Here is a 21,196-nt window from a genome sequence, read left to right as displayed (position 1 = left end):
TGATTTTTTACTATATTTATTGTTTTTCATTCTTAAGATAATAAATTTTTGTATTTGAAAATAATTAACAATAGGGGGAGTAAGTTATTTGAGACTTTAATAATTTGTTATTATAAATTGTCTCTAATAGCCAAATGGATTATTGAAAAATCGAAGTATAGCCTCCCAAAAAAACAACTGTTTATTGCATTGAATACAAACAAAACAGAAGTCCTAAAAAAGACTTCTATTTTGTGACATATAATGAATAATAAGGTGGTAAACAAATCAAGATAATGTGATTGAGTGGTAAAAATTTATTAATAGCTGTTTTAGAATCTCTTATAACAAGGCTGATTACAAAAAGCGGATCTCTACACTGCTAATAAAAATTGAAAAATTCTACTCATTAAAACTTAGACTAACTACAGTTGCAATTGATTGGGCTGCATGTTCCCAGCTTCCATCTATAACTTTACCAATTTGCTGACCAAGTGTATTTAAATCATTTGGATTAACTGGAATTCCATTATACGCAGCAAGAATTGATAAAAGTGGAGCGGCAAATGGTGTCCAACCACCTCTATCAATATTAAATACAGGTTTATCTAGTACCTTTCCATCTTGTACTGTAAACTCATAATAAAATTGATCATCTGGACGAAAACTTAAATGATGAGAAATTTGCCCCTTAACATATTTTTTTCCTGCACCTAGGTTTACTACTTCTATTTCTTTTACATTAAATTCATGTTCAAATACTTTAATTTTTTTGACTTCTGGACCATTTAAGGCAGCTTGAACGGCTGTTTCCAAATTATTTTGTGCCAAAGGTTGAATACTCGATTGTGCCTCTTTGTGTTGAATAGGAGCCTCTTTTTCTGCAGCAAACACCGAGGTAGTAGGTAGTGCACCTGTAGCTAACGTAGCGGCAAGTGCTGTTGTCATAATGATTTTTCTTTTCATCTTCATAGTTTTTCTTCCTCTCTTAAAGTTATGATATATAATCTTTTAAAGACTGACACGGTGCAATTTTTTTCATAATGCACGTAAAAAATTAGTTTAAGAATTATGTGAAATCTTGTCAGAAAATTAAAGTTAATTATATATGTATTTAAGATGATATCTATCTACACATATTTTTTCAATTTTTAGATAAATGAAATAGTAATGATTTCTTAAGAATTAATTTAGCACCTTGTTTATCTAGAAAAGTCCTATAAACACATTTAATTCATAGTAAAAGTAATATATTTGATATTAAATGTCTTGCATAATGCGATAAAAGTTCACAATTTTTTTATCATTATATACAGAAAAAGGTAACGAAACTTAAGCGATATGTAATACTTGTCATAGTTGTGAATTATGTAAATCTATTTAGTGTAACAGCTAAGATGTTAGATCTTGTTTTTCTTAAAAACATTACTTATTCGGATTCATGAAAAGGATTTTAATGGATTAGTTTGATTTGATATAAAAAGAGGACGCATTTTTATTTGCGTCCTCTTTTTATGATAATTTATTTTACAAGTTAAGAAGAATCTTTGATCATCTAAATAAATTCTATCACCCTATTAGGAGATGCTAGTAGAACAATATGGACTTTTATTTAGTTCATTTTCTAACAGTTCGTTTAATTCAATACTATAGGCAAGCATAGTACTTAGTTCAGAACCTTCTTCTATTGTTTTATTGATAATACTCTTTCTTGGTACTATTCTAAGTATTTTTCAGCTAGGTAAGAGGGGTATGTTGAAATAGGAGGGCCCATCTTAAAGTAGGATAAATTGGTCTTTGAAATCGGTATACAGTTCTTTAATAAATATAGTTTTTGCAATATATCTTTATCTATGGGATGAAGCATATAATCTGTCATGATGAAATAATTGTGATGGTAGATAAATACTTTTCCTTCTGGTAAAACCGCGTGACGAGATAAATTTGGATAAATAGGTGGTCCATCTGAAAATTGATTTAAACTACGTTGTGAAACTTTAATAATTTCTTGAACTGAAAATTTAAATTTGCGAAATGCAATGGTGTCAATAAATGGACGTTTTTGATTATTTTCTATATAAAATAACTCTCCTTTTTCACTTTGCACAACCCGTAGATTTGGAATTGACTCTGTAAGGGTTATGGGGGGCCCTTCTGTATATTTGTAGATAAATGGATCGGGAATTAAGACAATTTCATTTTGATTATATTTGAAGTAAGAAAGCATATCTTTCGAAATAAGCCTGCGTTTAAAGTTATCAATTAAAAATACTTTACCTTGTGAATTACTAAATAAAATACCATTTAAATCTTTTGAAGGGAGGTTAGCATATAGGTTTTGGAAAGAGAATGGTGTTTTAAAAGTAATATCGAGCACTTTGTTAATGGGATAAAAAGGTTGAAATGTATTTAGGCGTTTCCAAAACATTGCATCTCCAGCAAACCAATATAAAGGATTTGTATCCCAATATCCACAGTACTTTTCATAGACTTTTAATAATATTCTTCTAGTATGCATAATTGAACAATGATCTACAACATTAGCAGCTGTATATAAAATTTCCGAAGCTTCTCTCACAAATTCATTTGTAGGTTGTAGGTTATAATCAACATATTTTACGTATTGGGAAGAGTAGACTACATCAATTTCAGGATGTTTTTCTAAGAAAGACAACATTTCAGCTAATCTGTTTGGAAGGTATATAGTATCATCTGTTAAATAGCAAATATAATCCCCACAAGTTAATGGTAGTGCCTCATTGATAAGTGTTGCATATCTTGTAGTTTTATATCGTTCATCATCTTGTATAAAACTATTCGTATAAGTAATTCGAGGATCCTCTAGATAATTTTTTATGACATTTATAGTTTCTGGACAGGAGTTATCATCCATAATAAAAAGTTCCCATTCTTTATAAGTTTGCATTAGAACACTTTCAATAACTTGATTAATTAATGATGGCTTATTATAACTAGTAAGGATAATTGATATTTGGGGTTGCAAAGTCTTCACCTCTATTGAGAATATTGAATGTGTTTTTCTAGTGAAATCTAATAATTAAAGCTTTATCGACACTTTCTTTTTTATACTTAAATAATTTATGACTTTTTCATAGATATGGTATGGACTATAGTGGAGAAAAAAGAGACATGGGTGAATATAAATACTGCTATTAATTTTTTATAGATAAAGAAACCTTTTTTAAAATTATCGGAACGGTTTGTCCTTTCTATTTATATAATAACGTAACTGTTTTTGTATTTATTGATAAGGAGGAGAGAGAGATTTGCCTAAAATTTCAGTTATAATGACAAGTTACAATAAGCCTGCGTTTGTTGAAAAATCTATATTAAGTGTATTAAACCAAACCTTTCAAGATTTCGAGCTTTTTATAATGGATGATGATTCAGATGAAATGACCCAGAAGGTGATTCAACCATTCATAAATAATGAAAATGTACATTTTTATAAAAGTAATGTAGCTCATATTTCTGAAAGGACAAAAAAAGTAAGATATGCCGCTTTAATTAATGAGGCACTTAAGCATGCTAAAGGAGAATATATAACTTATATTACAGATGATAATCAATATGAAGAAGAACGTCTTAAAAAGATGTCTAGTTATCTTGATGAGAATAAAGATGTTCAAATTATTTATTCTGCATCAAAAACGATTCATATAGATGAAACAGAGATGCCTATTAAAACGGTTGAGAGACCTGCAAAAAAAATTACGAATAATGCTCCATGTACAATTGATCATTGTTCTATTATGCATAGAGCATCTGTTTTACCAATTCTTGAAAAAAGGTGGAATTCTTATTGGGATGAAGATCCTCAGTTTTACCGGATAGGAGATGCACGCTTCTTTTGGAGATTAAATCACTATTGGGATTTTTATCCCTTAGATGAAATTTTAGATATCAATTATATTACTCCCCATTCAATACATGCGCAGTTATTTGCAGAAGAAAAAAATGAATTTGTGCAATTATTACCACCACAAAGAACATGCAAAGAATTAAGGGAAGACTTAAGAAGAAAAAGAGGGTGAAAAATTGAGTGACATTTATTTGAAAAATTACTGGCTATTAAATTTAGAGTATATAAATATTTTTTCAAGGTTAAAGCATTATAATATTCCTTTACCATTACTGAGTAATTTTTATCAATATTTAGATGAAGATATAAAAAATAAAATGAAAGATAATAATTTTTACAAGCAATTGTCAATTGAGCCAATAGCAGAAACACAGTTACAGTTAGAGTTTGAAAAAATAATGTCTGTATTTCAATCAAAAATAAAAAGAAAAAACCAAAATGGAGCAATCCTCCTAAATTCAGATTATCTCCGTTTTTCAGTAAGTAACTTTACTCACTTTAATCCAAATCAAACAAAGATATTAACTAGATCAAAAAAGACCGAACTCTATGGTCTTCCTACAGTTTGTGCACCAGATTATATAAAAACATCTGCTAATACCGCACATGTTTTTATAGAAAAAGCTAAAGAAATCTTTTTAAAGTTTAATAAGCACCCACTATTTTCAAACCTCTTTTTTCAAAAAAAATTACTAAGCGACCTTCCTATCATGATTGAGAAACTTAATATGGCTCATTTTATTTTTAAAGAACAAGATATTTCTGGTGTGATTGTCGGTACTACGGAAGATATAACAAGTAGAGCTCTTACTTTTCTTTCTAGTAGTGAGGGTATACCGAGTTATTGTCTGCAGCATGGTGCAGTAATGGGGGAAGAAGCATACTTTCCGGTTTTCGCAACAAAACAGGTCGTATATGGGAAATATGAAGAAGATTGGTACCTTCAAAAAGGGGTCAGTGAATCTCAAATCGAAATACTAGGGCACCCCAGATATGATGAGATCTTTGATAGAGTATATATGGATAAAAAGAATCTTTTTAATAAATTAAAAATAGACCCCTCTACAAAAGTGGTTTTTATTGCAACCCAGCCATTTAAAACTTCATTTTATACTGAATTGACAGAAAAGTTAGTGGAAGACAAAAATATTACGGTTATTATAAAACCACATCCTTGGGAAAAAGGGCGTAATTTAGTGGGAGAATATATTAAGTTAAGTAACTTATATCCTAATGTTAAATATATAACAAATGAAATAAACATATATGATGTTATTTTACATGCAAATCTTGTGGTTATCTCAAATTCAACAGTGGGATTAGAGGCAATGTTATTAGATATACCTGTAGTTGTTTATAAATCTTTATTAGAGGAAAGGGATTATAAATATTACGATACATTAGATTGGCTTGTAAATCATTCTATGGAGGATATGACTAGCACGATTAAAAAGGTTCTAAATAATCCTTTACAATCAAATTTAGCAAAAGAATTAAGAAGAAAATTTATTAATGAAAACTATCCGCAAGAAGCATGCACAAAAAGATTAATAAATTTAATTCAAATTGAAAAAGATTAAAATCGTCACCATTTATAAATATTTGAAGTAAAAGATTATATCCTCAGTTTTCAATGATTAATATGTATTTTAAACTTGCAATAGAAACGTATGTTTCTATATCCGGCAAACTAGTTTATCTCTCAACAAATGGATTGCCTATGGAATTACAAACAAGTTGAAGAGAGTTTTTTTGCTAAAATTATTTTTTAATATGAGGAGGTATATATTTTCATGTTTTTTAAAGATAAAAATGTTTTAATTATTGGTGGAACAGGAACAATTGGAAAAAGCATTCTTTCTAATGTTCTACAGGAAAAGCCAAAAGTGGTAAGAGTTTTTAGTAGAAGTGAATACAATCAATTTTTATTACAAGAAGAATTTAGGGATAAAAATCGAAATATTCGTTATTTAATTGGGGATATTCGTAATTATGATCGAGTATTTAGTGCGATGGAAAATATTGATTATGTATTTCATGTGGCCGCGATGAAGCATGTTTCGTTTTGTGAATATAATCCGTTTGAAGCAGTTTTGACCAATATTTTTGGAACACAAAATGTAATAAAAGCGGCAATTGCTCAGAAAGTAAAAAAGGTAGTTTTTACAAGTTCTGATAAAGCGATTTCACCAACAAATAATTACGGTGCAACAAAATTGACTGCTGAAAGATTGATTACGTCAGCGGAATATTCAAAAGGTTCAAGTGAAACGACATTTACAAGTGTTCGCTTCGGAAATGTGATGGGATCAAGAGGCTCTGTCATTCCTTTATTTGAAAATCAAATTAAAGAAAACCAAAAAATAACTGTAACGGATCTTAGTATGAGTAGATTTATGATGACACTGAACCAAGCAACTATGTTAACAATTGAAGCAATGAAAATAGCAAAGGGTGGTGAAACTTTTATATTAAAAATGCCAGTTATTTTATTAAAAGATTTAAGTGAAGTGATGATAGAAGAAGTTACAAAGTTATATGGGTTGCCCAAGGAGAATATAAAAATTGAAGAAATTGGGTTAAAACCTGGTGAAAAAATGTATGAAGAACTTATGACGCATGATGAATCTTTACAGGCTTTTGAATTACCAGATATGTTTATCATTCCTAGCCCCTTAAAAAAGGGAACTCAATATGAAAATGCAAAAAGGGCGAAGGTTGGGTTTTACCGTTCTGATCATCAAAATGCGATTTCAAAAGAAGAGCTTAGAAATTTAATATTAAACCAGCAACTATTAACAGGAGGGGAGAAACTATGAAAATATTAGTAACTGGTGGTGCAGGTTTTATTGGTAGGTGGGTTGTAAAGAGATTATTGCAGGATAAGCATGAAGTATGGATATTAGACAACTTAGCAAATTCAACTACTGCAAATATCACCGAGTTTGCACACGATCTAAATTTAAAGCAATGCATTCAAGGAGATATTAAAGATAAAAAATTAGTTGCTGAATTATTTAAAAATAATTCATTTGATCTTTGTTATCATTTAGCAGCGAGTATCAATGTTCAAGATAGTATAGATGATGCTAGATCAACTTTTGAAAATGATACAATAGGTACTTTTAATTTGTTAGAACAATGTCTTAAGTATGACGTCAAAATGGTCTTTATGAGTACTTGTATGGTATATGATAAAGCTACTAATATACAAGGAATATCAGAATTAGACCCGATTAAACCAGCTTCTCCATATGCTGGATCAAAAATTGCTGCTGAAAACATGGTTTTATCTTACTATTATGCTTATAAGCTACCTGTAGTGGTTATTCGTCCATTTAATACGTATGGTCCATTCCAGAAAACAGGTGGGGAAGGTGGGGTTGTTGCCATTTTTATAAATAATAAATTAGATAATGTACCATTGAATATATATGGGGATGGAAAACAAACGAGAGACCTTTTATACGTTGAAGATTGTGCAGATTTTGTTGTGGCAGCAGGATACTCTGTAAAAGCAAATGGTCATATTATCAACGCTGGAACAGGACAAGATATATCCATTAATAAATTAGCAGAATTGATTTCGGGAAATAAAGTAAGTATTCAACATGTAACTCATATCCATCCGCAAAGTGAAATCCAAAAATTATTATGTAACTATGAAAAAGCAAAAACAATATTAAACTGGGAACCGAAAGTTTCTTTAGAAGATGGAGTTATTAAAACAGAAGAGTGGATTAAATCTTTAAAAATTAACCCTAAGGAGAAAGAGTAATGGTAAGGGGGATTCTCGGTATTCATGGAGGAAAGCCTGTTAGAAAAACTTATTTACCATATGGTCAGCAACAAATTGATGAATATGACATTCAGGCTGTTGTAGACGTATTAAAAGGGGATTTTTTAACAACAGGACCTATGGTTCAACAATTTGAGGAGGCTATAGCGAAATATGTGGGAGCAAAATACGCTGTTTCCTTTTCAAATGGTACAGCTGCATTGCATGCTGCCTGCTATGCAGCTGGCATAACTGAGGGAGATGAAGTAATTACAACTCCAATGACATTTGTAGCAAGTGCAAATTGTATCTTATACCAGGGTGCAAAGCCGGTATTCGCCGATATTGACAATGAAACATATAACATTAGTCCTAAATCTATAGAGGAAAAGATTACAAACAAAACAAAAGCCATTATTCCCGTACACTTTACTGGACAGCCTGTAGAGTTAGAAGCAATACAAAAAATAGCAAAAAAAAATAATTTGATTATCATTGAAGATGCAGCCCACGCATTAGGAGCCACTTATAAAAATAAAAAGATTGGTTCAATTGGTGATATGACAATGTTTAGCTTTCATCCGGTGAAACATATTACTACCGGAGAGGGCGGAGTAATTACCACAAATAATCCTCTTTTTTATGAAAAACTTGTTCAATTCCGTACACATGGAATTGAAAGGAACCCCAAAAAACTTCTTGAAAATCATGGACCTTGGTATTATGAAATGCAATTCTTAGGTTACAACTATAGAATTACGGATATACAAGCTGCTCTTGGTTTATCACAGTTAAGTAAATTAGACTCTTTTATTAAGATTCGAAAGAAATATGTAGACATCTATAGTAAAGAATTTAGTTGTTTATCTGAAATCATCATACCAAAGCAATTGCCTCAAACCAGTTCGAGCTGGCACCTTTATATTATTCGTTTAAATACTAAGTTATTAAAATGTAATCGAAAAGAATTTTACGAAGCGTTACAAAGAGAAAATATCGGTGTGAATGTGCACTATATACCCGTACATTTGCAACCGTTTTATCAAAAATTAGGTTATGAAAAAGGTATTTGTCCGCAAGCAGAAAACGTATATGAGGAAATTATTACGCTGCCTCTATTTCCTAAAATGACAGAAGCTGATGTGTGGGATGTAATACAAGCTGTGAGAAAAGTTCTTTTGTTTTATAGTGTTGCTAAAAATTAAATGAAAGGGGGGTTAATAAAATTGCAAAATCAGAAATTGTTAAGAGCAGTTACAAAAGTTGACATTAAAAAAGGAGAGATTATTACAGCTAATAAAGTAACAATGGAGTTAAATGTTGTAGAAAATGCGCTGAACAAGCTTGAAGCAGAGGAATTATTACCTCAGGTAGCTGTATATAATTTGTCTGCAGGTACCCCATTAACAAAAGAGGTTATTGAACCTCCTAAGGTAGTAATAATTGTACTTTGCCGCTTAAAATCTACTAGGTTACCTTTAAAAGCCATATTGCCAATACACGGAGTTTCTTCCATTGAACGATGTCTTATAAATACATTAGCTATTCCAGGAAAACATCAGGTCATACTTGCTACTTCAGATATTGCACAAGATGACCCTTTGGAAAAATTTAATTTAGATGGAAAGGTTAAGATTTTTAGAGGTGATCCAGAAAATACCGCTGATCGCATGTTCCAAGCTGCAAAACAAGAAAATGCAAACATTGTCATGCGGATTACAGGAGATTGCCCAGCTGTGTCACCAGAAATTAATAATTTTTTACTAGATGAACATTTGAAAAGTGGTGCAGATTATACACAGGCAGAGTTAAGTACGTTACCTGTCGGAACAGCAGGCGATATTTTTACATTAGAGGCAATTGAACGACTACTACAAACCCCAAAACCTTTAACCTATGCAGAATACCTTCCATTTTATTTTATTAATAATCCACATTTATTTCGTATCAATATAGTGAAACTTCCTCAACCATTTTGTTACCCTACTTGGAGGTTAACATTAGATGAACAACCGGATTTAGATATGTTCAATGAACTTTATAAAGGTCTGAATGTAAAATCTAAACCTTTATTTTTTCATCAAATAAAAGATTACATCCTTCGAAACCCTGAACTTATTGAAATTAATAGTCATGTAAAATTGAAATGGGCAAATCAACAATCATTAGTAGATGAGTTAAATAGAGAAACGATATTATAAATTAATAAATTGTAGTGCTTTTAGTGAGGAGGGAGTATCTTGCTTGAGAAAAAAATTGCCTTTCGCGCCGACGCATCTATTGAAATAGGTACCGGTCATATTATGCGTTGTTTAACACTGGCCCACGAGTTACGGAATAAAGGTGCTCAAGTATATTTCATTTGTCGTAAGCTAGAAGGTGATTTACATCAATATATTTTAAATAAGGGATTTTGTGTGTTTGTATTAGATGGAGATGGTGAAAATACAAATTTCTTAAGTTCAGAACACGGGAGTTATTTAAATTGGCTCAAATATCATTGGTTTGTTGATGCACAGCAGACCAATGATATTTTGTCGCAACTTCCCAAGTGTGATTGGTTAATCGTTGATCATTATGGATTAGATAATAGGTGGGAGTCTGCTTTAAGAAAAACTGTAAGGAAAATCATGGTAATCGATGATCTTGCAAATCGAATGCACGACTGTGATTTGTTACTAGACCAAAATTTATACGATAACCCTAATGATCGCTATAAAGATTTAATACCAGAGCACTCATTAGTAAAATTGGGGCCTAAATATGCTATATTACGGCCAGAGTTTCATGCTGCTAAGAAATTTTCACGAAAAAGAACAGGAGAAATTGAGAGGATTTTTATTTTTTTTGGTGGGCATGATGTAACAAATGAAACATTAAAAACATTAAGAGCCTTACAAAATATAAATCAAGATAACTTAAAAATAGATGTTGTGGTAGGAAGCCAAAATCCGCATAAAGAGGAGATTCAAACTTATTGTAAGAGTGTTTCTAACGCTTCATATTATTGTCAAATAGAAAATATGGAAGAGCTTCTCGTACGAGCGGATTTAGGGATAGGAGCTGGAGGAACAACCACATGGGAACGCTGCTTTCTTGGATTACCTTCTATTACAATTACAACTGCACAAAATCAAATTGAAGTAACCAAGGCTGTAGCAAAGGTTGGAGCTACATGGAATATTGGTACAGCTGAAAGTGTTTCGGATAAAGCAATTATGGAATGTCTAAACAAACTTTTATCAAATTCTAAAATAGTGAAAGAAATGTCTAATAAAGCTCTTTCTATACAGTGTGCCAGTAATTCAAATGAAATAGCAAAAAATATTTTAGGAGGATAGTATGTTAGATATTGAGGATTTTCAATTGGAAAGGTTAGAAAAGAAAGATTTAGAACTTATTTTAAATTGGCGGAATGCAAAAGAAATACGTTCAGTTATGTATGAAGATCATCAAATAACAATAGACGAACATTTAAAGTGGTATGAACAACTCATAATGGATGAAACAAAGGTTGCAAGAATATTAATATATAAAGAAAAACCAATTGGATTTGTTAATTTTACAAAAATAGATGAAATGAATCGAACTTGTTATTGGGGATTTTATATAGGTGAAAAACAAAGTGTAAGACGTGCCGGAACTGTATTAGGTTTATTAGCATTAAATTTTATTTTTGAAATTAAAGACATACACAAAGTATATGCAGAAATAATAGAATCAAACTGTATTAGTTTAAATTTTCATCAGAAACTTGGTTTCCAAGAAGATGGAAGATATGAAGATTATATTTATAGGGACAATGATTATATAGATGTCATTACAATGACCTTGTCCCGTGAACAATGGGAGGAAAGAAAAGAAGCTATAAAAATAGAACTTGAAGGTGAAAAAAATGAGTAATGTATATATCGGAGGTAGAGAGATTGGCAATAGTTTGCCACCATTTATTATTGCAGAAATGTCAGGAAATCATAATCAATCATTAGATAGAGCGTTGAAAATTGTAGAGGCAGCTGCGGAGGCCGGGGCACAAGGATTTAAAATTCAAACATATACACCAGATACAATGACTTTAAATATAGAAAATGGTGATTTTTCAATTCACGATACGAAAAGTTTATGGAAAGGCAAATCACTTTATCATTTATACAAAGAAGCATATACACCATGGGAGTGGCATAAACCAATTTTTGATCGCTGTATAGAGTTAGGGATGATACCATTTAGTACGCCTTTTGATGAAACAGCTGTAGACTTTCTAGAGACATTAAATGTTTCATGTTATAAAATTGCATCTTTTGAAAATACTGATATCCCCCTCATACGTAAAGTAGCCGCAACAGGAAAACCAATAATTATTTCGACAGGTATGGCTTCAATTGCCGAACTAGATGAAACAGTAAGGGCTGCGAGAGAAGAAGGGTGTAAAGAACTAATTCTATTAAAATGTACGAGTACGTATCCTGCGTCTCCAAAATCTACAAATATAGTTACCATACCTCATATGAAAGAGTTATTTAAATGTCAGGTGGGTTTATCTGATCATACACTGGGTGTAGGAGTATCTGTAGCGAGTGTTGCCTTTGGGGCCACAGTAATTGAGAAACATTTAACGCTCTCGAGGTTGGATGGAGGAGTTGACGCTAAATTTTCAATGGAACCAGCTGAATTTAAATTATTAGTAAGCGAAACTGAAAAAGCATGGGAATCTTTGGGGAATGTATATTATGGACCGACTGATATAGAAAAAGATTCTTTAAAATTTAGAAGATCATTATATGTAGTAGAAAACATAAAAGCGGGAGAATTCTTTACAAATAAAAATGTTAAAGCTATTAGACCAGGGAATGGCTTATTACCAAAACACATATCCAAAATTATTGGGAAAAAAGCGAATAAGGATATCGAAAAAGGGACGCCTGTTTCATGGGATTTAATTTGATATCGAGGAAATGAGAGTGTTTATAGAAAGATTTATAACAAAAATACTATTTAAGTAGAGAATAAATTTTAAAGGCCCTGTTTAAAAACAGGGCCTTTAAAAAGGGCATAATATTTAACAACTGAAGGTACCTTCATATTACCATTATTGGAATATCGATACCATATGTTAGGTGTTGAGAAATAAAAAGTTCATTCGGTACAACAAAGTGGCCAGCGAAGCTAGCTAAACACTTGTTGCACAAAAGAAAATTAGGCCCTGAAAGTAATAGATATGTAACCTAAAGTTACATTTATAGTGTTAACAAGCTTGCATATATTATACGAAAAGGTATCTAGTAAAAAATTTATTTTGTAGAAATAAAAAAGAAATTGTCACCGGATCACCTTTTGATAAAACAGCGTACTTTCAAACATAATATATTCAAATCCTTATGATATATGTAAATAAAAGAGCAGCTAGTGAAAGCTAGCTGCTTAATAAAGAAAAGAGAAGAACTACAGGGACGTTTAAATGAGTTCTGGCTTTCGCCTATCTTTAGTATTGACGGAATGTTTAGTTTTATGCTGAAAAACTTAAGAAGAGCATCTATAAAAAGACCTCTTTAAGGAAGAAATGAGATATTGAAAAGTGAATTAGGTTTTTAAAATTCAAGAAAATATATGACTATTTCATTATAATGTGACGATGAAACATAAAATAGTAGTTAACAAACTGGCCAGTATGGAAGCACAAACTTTGCATTTCAGCAAGGTAGGACCTATTTAATTGGTTTTGTACTGTTAATATTAGTTGCAAGTATTGAGTGGGATCAATGGCAAAATTTATCTTGTCCAATGTATATTATTGGATTTGCATCAATTGTTATATTAAAAATACTACCAGAATCAACATTTACTCCCGTTAAATTGGGAGCAAAAAGATGGTTTCAATTTCCTGTTATTGTTCAAATTCAACCATCGGAGTTTTTCAAAATTGCACTAATTATATTTGTCGCAAATTTAGTAATGAATCATAACGCTAAATATATGATTCGGACATATAAAACTGATTTCCTGTTGGTTGGAAAAATTATGTTAGTCTCAATTCCTCCTATTGCTCTGGTATATAGCCAGCCAGATACAGGGATGGTGTTCTTATACGCAGCATCTATTGTATTTATTCATATCAGGGATTCAAAAGAAATTAATTGCATTTTGTACATTCATTCCGGTAACTCTACTATCTACATTAATATTTACATACGTAAGATATCCAGATTTTTTCTTTAAAGAATTAGTTACTAGGTTAAAACCTCACCAACAATCACGCATTATAGGTTGGCTGAATCCAGCTGAAAATACAGATCAAGGGTATCAAACGCAACAATCTCTTTTAGCTGTTGGAAGTGGCGAATTACATGGAAAAGGATTTGGTCAAGGAAGTGTATATATTCCTGAAAAGCATACTGATTTTATTTTTGCTACCATCGCTGAAGAAGGTGGATTTATAATAGCGGCTCTCGTTGTATTGGTCTTGTTACTTCTTATATATCGAGTAACTATAATTGCATATTCAGCAGAGAATCTGTTTGGTACATTACTATGTGCGGGGCAATTAGTGTTCTAACACTTCGAATCTTCGAAAATATTGGTATAATGCCAGTAAAAGGAATTGCACTTCCTTTTTTATCATATGGAGGAAGTTCACTGTTTTCAAATATGATAATGATCGGGCTTATCTTATCGGTGCATAAAAATTATAAAAAATACATGTTTCAAGTGAAATAAAAGTTAAGAATATGTTATAGATTAATTTGAAGAAATCCCCTTGTGCATCTATATGCACAAGGGGATTTCTATTTTAATAAAGCTGTGACTGTAAAATAGTTGTTATAAAGTGGATTCTCTTATGAAAAGTATGCTGTGTTATCACTTTTGTATGAATTTTTTCAACCATTAATCTTTTTGAAATCGTGTCATCCAAATAAAGAGATACTTTATTTAAACAGTCTTCAAAGCTGTTATAGGATATAATTTCATCTTTATTGAAGAACGATAAAAGATCAGACTTTTCTTCAATAATTTGAAAGCCTTGGCAAGCGGCAATATCAAACGTACGATTATTAATAGTATTATTTTTTACTTTATTTTTATTTTTATTTTGTGGAAATAGATGACTACGATGAGGATTTAAAATAAGACTAGCGTTGTTATAATAGAGCGCAACTTCTTGAGGTGGAATCCATTCTTCTATAATTTTAATTCTTCGGTGATTTTTCCATTTTTTTAATAACTTATTTCTCCAATGTCGGCCAATAATAGTATAGTGATAGGGGGTATTTTCTAAAAGGAAATGTATTAATTTTACTCGGTTTGGATAAGGATAGCCAATGAATAATACTTCACTTTTATATTTTATATTTTTTAGACTAGGTTTAAATACGTCTATATTAGTTGCTAATGGTAAGTGATATACATTGGTATATCCTAAAGCTGTGTAATATTTAAGTGCTTCGCTATCAATAGTAAATATAAAATCAAAGTTATTTAATAGAAGAAGAGAAGTATCTATATAAAATGGATCCTCAGTTAACCAGACAGCTAATTTAATGTTCCATTTTTTAAAATATTGAATTGCTTTTTGTGGTAGATGATTACCTAATAAGGTGAATACAATATCGGGATGAAAAGTTGTTGTAATGAAATCCAATTGTTGTATTAATTCACTCGGTTGTATCGCTAACCATTCGAAATTTTGATCTATAAGTGTTCCTTGTATGCTTTGATCTAGATATTGATAAATTTTTGAGTAACCAGAAGTAATGTATAAGAGTTTCATATTTCAACCCCTGCTTTAGGTTTAAAATATATTATGAGATAAACGTAACACTTTCTATTTCTTTACAACTAATTTTAGTAATACTTGTAGTAGGAGGAGTAACTGAATTTTCCTCTTCTAATGTGACGATACAAGTATTAGGGTTAAAATTTGTAAAAATAGCAGGTCCAATAATATTCCCAGATTTACCAGTCACAGTAACGACTTCGCCTGGCTGTAAATTTTTAAAAATACTACATACTCCACCTGAACAACCAAATAAATTGCATAAGAACAAATTTATTCCTCCTTTAAACAATATACTATATCATATGAAGTTTTGTAGAACGATGTGTAGACAAGTAACCTTTAGAAGAGAAAAAATTTAAATTAAAGCAATTTATTGAAATAATAGGTCAATAGAATGTTACATCTCAGGGGATACTGATTAGATTTTTCATGAAAAAAGACATTCATTAGAATGTCTTAAATATGGATTAAGCTAGAAAAATATGAATCATTTTAAAGAGTGGTTAAAGTAACACTTTCTATATCTTCACAACTTATGAATGTAGTATTGGTAGATGAAGGGGTTATCACATCTTCTTCTTCCAATACTACTGCACATATATTCGGAAAGAACAGTGAAAAAGTAGCAGGTCCAATAATTTGACCTGATCTAGTAGTAATTGTAACAACTGTTCCCGTTGGCCACGAAGAGAATAGAAAACAAGCTAAACCTGTACAATCTGCCATAATAAATCCTCCTAACTTTAAATTTTAATTGAAGTAATAAAGTCCAAACATTTTATAGTGTATGTGGGAGTAACATGAAGTGCTTGGACTAATAGAAATCACTTTCTGGTTTTATCTCTTTATGATCAATGAGATAACTATTAAATCCTACAATACAAAGGTTTAATAAATACAATATGGTCAGAAGGTTTAATGAAAAAGATATTCTATGATATAGTAATTAGCTATTCCAAGGTCAAAATACTGTGAATAGGAATTATAAAGTGAGGAATTTTTCAGAGTAACAAATGGAAGTTTTAATAATGTAACAAAAATTGAACATAATCTTCATTAAAAAAAAGAACACAAATCAGTGCTCTTAGAAAGTAGACTATAGGGCTTTCGGATTAGTATATACTATCATATGCTCGTTTTTTTTAAGGGTGTAAACAAAATTAAATAAAAATAATACATATGAGGTTTTTAAAAGAGTAATAGCTCAACAGGATGGATTTGCATACATATAAACTAAATAACCATAATTTCATTTGTAAATTTATATAAACAAAAATATTTGAAAACAAACTTTTCGCGTTGCTAAATTGAATATTCCGGTTCTTATAAGTGACAAAGGATACTTTGAGAGAGTATTGAGACAAGGATAAACTGTAAGGAAAAATTATATAAGTGATTAATTAATATAAAACCATCCTATTATTGTATATGTGGACACTGGATGTTTCTATGTAGTTTGTTTCAAGTGACTTATAATCCAATGTCTATTGGCATGTGATGTAATTAAATGTAGCTAGAATACAGTATAATATTGAAAAATATAAAGTTTGTAGTGTTTGAAACAAATTAAAGAAGTAACATAAGGAATTTACGCATAAAGTAATGTTGATGGTAAAATTAACAGAATTTTCATTTTAATAAGATAAAAATGTGATGTTTTTAACGTATAATAATTTTACTACGATGAAAATACGGCCACAAATTAGTTAATTTAAAAATTAAATTTAGATAGGAAGAGGATAATGAAGACCAGAGATAGTTATAAAATTATTGTCGTTGGTGCTGGGACTGCAGGACTATCTTCTACTGCACATTTATTAAGAAATATCCCCCTATTGAAAGAAAGTATAGCGATTATTGATCCGTCAAAAAAACATTATTTTCAGCCACTATGGAGTTTAGTGGGGGGAGGAATTGTTTCAAAGGAAAGTACAATGCGTGATCAAGAATCGCTTATTCCAAAAGGGGCAACGTGGATCCCTAAAAGTGTTGTTAAGTTATTTCCGGATGAAAATAAGATACTGTTAGATGACGGACTGCTGCTTGAGTATGAAATTCTTATTGTAGCAGCTGGTATACAAATAAATTGGGAAGGTATTAAGGGCTTAAAAGAATCTATTGGGACTAATGGGGTATGTAGCAATTATTCTTATACATATGTTGATTCTACTTGGAGAGAAATCGAAAAATTTAAAGGAGGAAATGCGCTTTTTACCCACCCTAATACTCCTATTAAATGCGGTGGTGCTCCACAAAAAATTATGTATTTAGCAGAGGAGTATTTTTGTAATAGTGGTGTAAGAAACAGAAGTGAAGTAATGTTTTATTCTGCAAACACTGACATATTTCAGGTTCCACGATATGCAAATACTTTAGAACAAGTACTAGAAAGAAAGCAAATTATAACGAATTATAATAAAAACTTAGTAGAAATTATCGCCGAAAAGAGAGAAGCAATTTTTGAAGATACGCAAACGCTGAAAAGAGAAACCATACCATATAGTATGATACATGTTGTTCCACCAATGGGGCCACCAAATTTTATTAAAGAGAGTGAAATAAGTGATTATCAGGGATGGGTAGATATAAACCCTTATACTTTGCAGCATGTAAAGTATAAAAATATTTTCGGACTTGGAGATTGTACTAATTTACCTACTTCTAAAACTGGAGCGGCAATTCGAAAACAAATACCTGTCTTAAAACAAAATATTATGGACGTACTTAGTGGAAGAGATTTGCAGGCTAAATATGATGGGTATACATCTTGTCCAATTATTACAGGATATAAAAGTCTTATACTCGCTGAATTTAACTATAAACATGAGCCTCAAGAAACGTTTCCGTTTAATCAAGCGAAAGAAAGGTATAGTATGTTTTTACTTAAAAGATTTATGTTGCCATATATGTATTGGAATTTTATGTTGAAAGGGATCCTATAGGGGAAGATAGAAAGTGGTTATAAAAATTGAAAAGCAATTTGAAATACCTATTTGGAGGGAATAGCTATGCTTTTAAAATATTTTTATGATGAAAAATTAGCACATGCTTCCTATTTAGTCGGTTGTCAGAAGGAAGGCGTAGCAATTGTAATTGATCCAGGTCGCTATATAGAACAATATATAGAATTTGCTAAGAAAGAGGGAATGGAAGTAATTGCTGCGGCTGAGACTCATATTCATGCTGATTTTCTTTCTGGGTCTAGAGAACTTTCCAATCTTTATCATGCAAATTTATATGTATCTGATGAAGGAGATTGTGATTGGAAATATCAATATCTTAATGAAGGTCGATACAAATTGGTTAGAGAGGGCACAGAGTTTAAAGTAGGTCATATAAAATTTAATGTAATTCACACCCCAGGGCATACGCCTGAAAGTATTTCTTTTTTAGTGACTGATACAAGTCAAAATAATTATACGAATGATAAACCGATAGGGATATTCACAGGTGATTTTATATTTGTAGGAGATATAGGAAGACCGGATTTATTAGAAACTGCAGTCGGTATGAAAGATACTGCAAAAATAGGAGCGAAACAATTATTTGATTCTATACAAAAAATAAAAATACTTCCTGATTATTTGCAAATATGGCCATCACATGGTGCGGGAAGCGCATGTGGAAAAGCATTAGGAGCAATTCCAACTTCTACATTAGGTTATGAAAAGATGTTCAATTGGGCATTTCAGTGTAATGAAGAAAGTGATTTTATATCAACTTTATTGACGGGACAGCCAGAGCCTCCAAAGTATTTTTCATTAATGAAGAATTTAAATAAGTATGGTCCGCCAATTCGTAAGAAGAGAAAAAGTAATGCTATTAATACAGTAGAAGAACTTCAAGAAATTTTGAAGAGCGTTCATCAAATAGTTGATATAAGGGATGTAGAGAGTTTTGCTGCAGGTCATATCGAGAAGTCAATTAACATACCTTATAACAATTCTTTCACAACTTGGTGTGGATGGTTATTAGATTATAAAACAGAAACGTTAATAATTCTAGATGAGGAAAAGGTTAAAGTGGAGGCAATTATTAGAGAATTTGAATCTATTGGGTTAGATAATATTATTGCTTTTGCACCCTTAAAAGTAATACAAAGACTTGATAGATTTGAAAGTTACAAAGAAAAAACATCGATTGAATTATATCCGCATATAAAAGGTGGAAGCGTTAAGGTTATCGATGTGCGTAGTAAAAAAGAGTGGGAGGAAGGACACCTTCATGATGCAATACATATCACTTTAGGTAATCTATTTGAACAACTAGATTATATACCGAAAGATTGTCCAATAGTTTTGCAATGTCGAACCGGATTACGTTCCGCTATAGCAGCTAGTATTTTACAAAGAGCTGGTATAAAGGAAGTAGTGAATTTAAAGGGAGGATTTCTTGCATGGAAAAAAGAAAGGCTTCCTTATACAACAAGCAATCTCAATGTGTAGGAAAATATTATTACAATAGTAAAGAAGGTCGCCATTCACGGCGACCTTCTTTACTATGCGTTATACCCAAATAATTTTAAATCTTCTCCAGACCCTGAAATAATCTTCTCAAATCGTAATCCTACTTTTTCTAAAAGCTTTCCTGAGGCGATGTTATCTATAGAAGTAATTGCTACAATTCGATTCATGCCGAGCTTTTGTACACCGTATTCGATTATTGCAGAAGCTGACTCGTAGCCATATCCTTTTGAACGGAATGTTTCTAAAAAGGCAAATCCGATATCAACGTCTTCTAATGAATCTCTTTTAATAAGGCCACACATACCAAGTGGAGTGAGATCTTCTTTTCGTTCTACTAAGTAAAGGCCAAATCCGAGTTTGTTATACATATCGATGGGACCGTTTACAATATAATTTTTTGCATCTTCTAAGTTTCTAACTCCTTTGTCACCGATAAACTGAATCCATGCAGGATCGTTTACTAACTCAAGAATAAAAGGAGCGTCTTTTATATCGAACCAACGAAGGTTAAGACGTTCTGTTTTAAGAACTATCAATGATTACACCACCTTTAAAAAGTTATAACAATTAGTATGGATTGTGTAAAACAAAAGTGCAACATATTTTAATGGGGCTTTGTTTGTTCACATAAAGTTCGTTTGTTTTGTATAGAGAGATATTTTATAATTAGGATTGATTGTAAAGAGTGAGGTGCTTATACAATGACTCCTAGGTGACTAGGAGTTTTTACTATATAACTATCATTATTACTAAATATGACACACTACACATTCTACTCAAGGAGGTACATAATGAAGAAATTATATAATGCATCGTTTACGTATTTGATTATCGGTTTATTATCAGGGATTTTCGCTAGGGAGTATGGTAAGTATAAAGGGATTTTAGGATCTACTTTGTTAAATCTTTTGCATACACATACACTTGTACTTGGCTTTTTCTTCTTTTTAATTGCTTTAGGATTAGCAAAAGTATTCGCGTTTCATGAAGTGCAAGGGTTTAATAAGTGGTTTGTTTTACATAACATTGCATTAACATTAATGTTAGGTTCGCTAGCAGCGAGAGGGCTTCTTCAGTTAAATGGAGCTGACTTTAAAGGGTTAACTTATATTGTAGGATTTTCTCATTCGTTGATGGCAGTTACTTTAATTTGGTTTATGTTGTTAATAAAGAAATCGTTTAAAATGTAGTGAAAAAGAACTTGTAGCGTGTGCTGCAGGTTCTTTTTTGTATGTTCAGGTTTAATAATCTTATTTTTCTAATTATTTTGTATAAAGATGGTATACTTGTTTTAAAATTAAAAAGGAGAGTTGATT

Annotated in this window: 19 protein-coding genes and 1 pseudogene; 14 read left to right on the top strand and 6 right to left on the bottom strand. The window is 31.2% G+C overall.

The features are described from left to right. Positions 1-381: 381 nt before the first annotated feature. Positions 382-951, bottom strand: a complete 570-nt coding sequence (locus MR160_RS14950; protein ID WP_000782791.1) for a hypothetical protein — start codon at positions 949-951, stop codon at positions 382-384. Positions 952-1,696: 745 nt separating this feature from the next. Then, a complete protein-coding gene (locus MR160_RS14945; RefSeq protein WP_001183018.1) occupies positions 1,697-2,983 on the bottom strand; it encodes a glycosyltransferase family 2 protein in 1,287 nt (428 codons plus the stop codon). 283 nt (positions 2,984-3,266) lie between these two features. Here MR160_RS14945 and MR160_RS14940 point away from each other — a divergent pair, with 283 nt between their 5' ends. The 11 genes and pseudogenes from MR160_RS14940 (at position 3,267) to MR160_RS35325 (ending at position 14,354) form a co-directional block, all read left to right on the top strand. Then, on the top strand, positions 3,267-4,034 hold the full coding sequence (locus MR160_RS14940; RefSeq protein ID WP_001124407.1) for a glycosyltransferase family 2 protein: 768 nt from the start codon (positions 3,267-3,269) through the stop codon (positions 4,032-4,034). 4 nt (positions 4,035-4,038) lie between these two features. Then, on the top strand, positions 4,039-5,442 hold the full coding sequence (locus MR160_RS14935; protein WP_242297658.1) for a CDP-glycerol glycerophosphotransferase family protein: 1,404 nt from the start codon (positions 4,039-4,041) through the stop codon (positions 5,440-5,442). Positions 5,443-5,655: 213 nt separating this feature from the next. Further along, positions 5,656-6,681, top strand: coding sequence for an SDR family NAD(P)-dependent oxidoreductase (locus MR160_RS14930; RefSeq protein WP_000465153.1), 1,026 nt, complete (start codon positions 5,656-5,658; stop codon positions 6,679-6,681). Beyond that, complete coding sequence (locus MR160_RS14925) at positions 6,678-7,640, top strand: dTDP-glucose 4,6-dehydratase (protein ID WP_000699375.1); 963 nt, start codon at positions 6,678-6,680, stop codon at positions 7,638-7,640. The genes MR160_RS14930 and MR160_RS14925 overlap by 4 nt, the downstream gene beginning before the upstream one ends. Continuing rightward, positions 7,640-8,845 (top strand): UDP-4-amino-4,6-dideoxy-N-acetyl-beta-L-altrosamine transaminase, encoded by a 1,206-nt coding sequence (gene pseC / locus MR160_RS14920; RefSeq protein ID WP_000251478.1) that lies wholly within the window; start codon positions 7,640-7,642, stop codon positions 8,843-8,845. The genes MR160_RS14925 and pseC overlap by 1 nt, the downstream gene beginning before the upstream one ends. Continuing rightward, positions 8,846-9,841: a cytidylyltransferase domain-containing protein gene (locus tag MR160_RS14915; RefSeq protein ID WP_043311326.1), complete on the top strand. Its 996-nt coding sequence runs from the start codon at positions 8,846-8,848 to the stop codon at positions 9,839-9,841. A 39-nt stretch (positions 9,842-9,880) separates the two neighbouring features. Beyond that, a complete protein-coding gene (gene pseG / locus MR160_RS14910; protein WP_000890380.1) occupies positions 9,881-10,981 on the top strand; it encodes a UDP-2,4-diacetamido-2,4,6-trideoxy-beta-L-altropyranose hydrolase in 1,101 nt (366 codons plus the stop codon). A gap of 1 nt (position 10,982) precedes the next feature. Continuing rightward, on the top strand, positions 10,983-11,543 hold the full coding sequence (gene pseH, locus MR160_RS14905; RefSeq protein ID WP_098578176.1) for a UDP-4-amino-4,6-dideoxy-N-acetyl-beta-L-altrosamine N-acetyltransferase: 561 nt from the start codon (positions 10,983-10,985) through the stop codon (positions 11,541-11,543). Next, complete coding sequence (pseI, locus tag MR160_RS14900) at positions 11,536-12,585, top strand: pseudaminic acid synthase (protein ID WP_000073382.1); 1,050 nt, start codon at positions 11,536-11,538, stop codon at positions 12,583-12,585. The genes pseH and pseI overlap by 8 nt, the downstream gene beginning before the upstream one ends. Positions 12,586-13,352: 767 nt before the next feature. Then, positions 13,353-14,193, top strand: a pseudogene (locus MR160_RS14895) (FtsW/RodA/SpoVE family cell cycle protein). Further along, positions 14,169-14,354 carry an FtsW/RodA/SpoVE family cell cycle protein gene (locus MR160_RS35325; RefSeq protein ID WP_367399326.1) on the top strand — a complete coding sequence of 62 codons (186 nt, stop codon included), beginning with the start codon at positions 14,169-14,171 and terminating at the stop codon, positions 14,352-14,354. The pseudogene MR160_RS14895 and the gene MR160_RS35325 overlap by 25 nt, the downstream one beginning before the upstream one ends. 73 nt (positions 14,355-14,427) lie before the next feature. Here MR160_RS35325 and MR160_RS14890 read toward each other — a convergent pair whose 3' ends face one another. The 3 genes from MR160_RS14890 to MR160_RS14880 all read right to left on the bottom strand — a co-directional run bounded on the left by MR160_RS14890 (position 14,428) and on the right by MR160_RS14880 (position 16,140). Beyond that, on the bottom strand, positions 14,428-15,405 hold the full coding sequence (locus tag MR160_RS14890; protein ID WP_000772272.1) for a CgeB family protein: 978 nt from the start codon (positions 15,403-15,405) through the stop codon (positions 14,428-14,430). A 31-nt stretch (positions 15,406-15,436) separates the two neighbouring features. Further along, positions 15,437-15,682: a hypothetical protein gene (locus tag MR160_RS14885; RefSeq protein WP_000477970.1), complete on the bottom strand. Its 246-nt coding sequence runs from the start codon at positions 15,680-15,682 to the stop codon at positions 15,437-15,439. Between the two features lie 224 nt (positions 15,683-15,906). Then, entirely contained in the window at positions 15,907-16,140 is a 234-nt protein-coding gene (locus MR160_RS14880) for a hypothetical protein (RefSeq protein WP_000752669.1), read from the bottom strand. A gap of 1,016 nt (positions 16,141-17,156) precedes the next feature. On the opposite strand from MR160_RS14880, the gene MR160_RS14875 reads away from it, so the two are divergent. Continuing rightward, positions 17,157-18,356, top strand: a complete 1,200-nt coding sequence (locus tag MR160_RS14875) for an FAD/NAD(P)-binding oxidoreductase (protein ID WP_000857326.1) — start codon at positions 17,157-17,159, stop codon at positions 18,354-18,356. Positions 18,357-18,422: 66 nt separating this feature from the next. Continuing rightward, complete coding sequence (locus MR160_RS14870; RefSeq protein ID WP_000925301.1) at positions 18,423-19,859, top strand: MBL fold metallo-hydrolase; 1,437 nt, start codon at positions 18,423-18,425, stop codon at positions 19,857-19,859. A 53-nt stretch (positions 19,860-19,912) separates the two neighbouring features. Here MR160_RS14870 and MR160_RS14865 read toward each other — a convergent pair whose 3' ends face one another. After that, a complete protein-coding gene (locus MR160_RS14865) occupies positions 19,913-20,416 on the bottom strand; it encodes a GNAT family N-acetyltransferase (protein ID WP_000636433.1) in 504 nt (167 codons plus the stop codon). Positions 20,417-20,671: 255 nt separating this feature from the next. On the opposite strand from MR160_RS14865, the gene MR160_RS14860 reads away from it, so the two are divergent. Continuing rightward, positions 20,672-21,070, top strand: a complete 399-nt coding sequence (locus MR160_RS14860) for a DUF2871 family protein (protein ID WP_000737896.1) — start codon at positions 20,672-20,674, stop codon at positions 21,068-21,070. Positions 21,071-21,196 lie beyond the last annotated feature (126 nt).

It is taken from the genome of Bacillus cereus group sp. BfR-BA-01382, assembly GCF_022663475.1.
In the GTDB taxonomy this organism is placed as follows: Bacteria; Bacillota; Bacilli; order Bacillales; family Bacillaceae_G; genus Bacillus_A; species Bacillus_A thuringiensis_S.
Note: the sequence above shows the minus strand (reverse complement) of the source record. Positions and strands in the feature narration are given on the sequence as shown.

Bases quoted from the DNA above. Each gene is read 5' to 3' on its own strand.
- MR160_RS14950 (WP_000782791.1), bottom strand. From the start codon at position 951: ATGAAGATGAAAAGAAAAATCATTATGACAACAGCACTTGCCGCTACG.
- MR160_RS14930 (WP_000465153.1), top strand. From the start codon at position 5,656: ATGTTTTTTAAAGATAAAAATGTTTTAATTATTGGTGGAACAGGAACA.
- MR160_RS14925 (WP_000699375.1), top strand. From the start codon at position 6,678: ATGAAAATATTAGTAACTGGTGGTGCAGGTTTTATTGGTAGGTGGGTT.
- pseC (WP_000251478.1), top strand. From the start codon at position 7,640: ATGGTAAGGGGGATTCTCGGTATTCATGGAGGAAAGCCTGTTAGAAAA.
- MR160_RS14915 (WP_043311326.1), top strand. From the start codon at position 8,846: ATGAAAGGGGGGTTAATAAAATTGCAAAATCAGAAATTGTTAAGAGCA.
- pseH (WP_098578176.1), top strand. From the start codon at position 10,983: ATGTTAGATATTGAGGATTTTCAATTGGAAAGGTTAGAAAAGAAAGAT.
- pseI (WP_000073382.1), top strand. From the start codon at position 11,536: ATGAGTAATGTATATATCGGAGGTAGAGAGATTGGCAATAGTTTGCCA.
- MR160_RS35325 (WP_367399326.1), top strand. From the start codon at position 14,169: ATGTGCGGGGCAATTAGTGTTCTAACACTTCGAATCTTCGAAAATATT.
- MR160_RS14890 (WP_000772272.1), bottom strand. From the start codon at position 15,405: ATGAAACTCTTATACATTACTTCTGGTTACTCAAAAATTTATCAATAT.
- MR160_RS14880 (WP_000752669.1), bottom strand. From the start codon at position 16,140: ATGGCAGATTGTACAGGTTTAGCTTGTTTTCTATTCTCTTCGTGGCCA.
- MR160_RS14875 (WP_000857326.1), top strand. From the start codon at position 17,157: ATGAAGACCAGAGATAGTTATAAAATTATTGTCGTTGGTGCTGGGACT.
- MR160_RS14870 (WP_000925301.1), top strand. From the start codon at position 18,423: ATGCTTTTAAAATATTTTTATGATGAAAAATTAGCACATGCTTCCTAT.
- MR160_RS14860 (WP_000737896.1), top strand. From the start codon at position 20,672: ATGAAGAAATTATATAATGCATCGTTTACGTATTTGATTATCGGTTTA.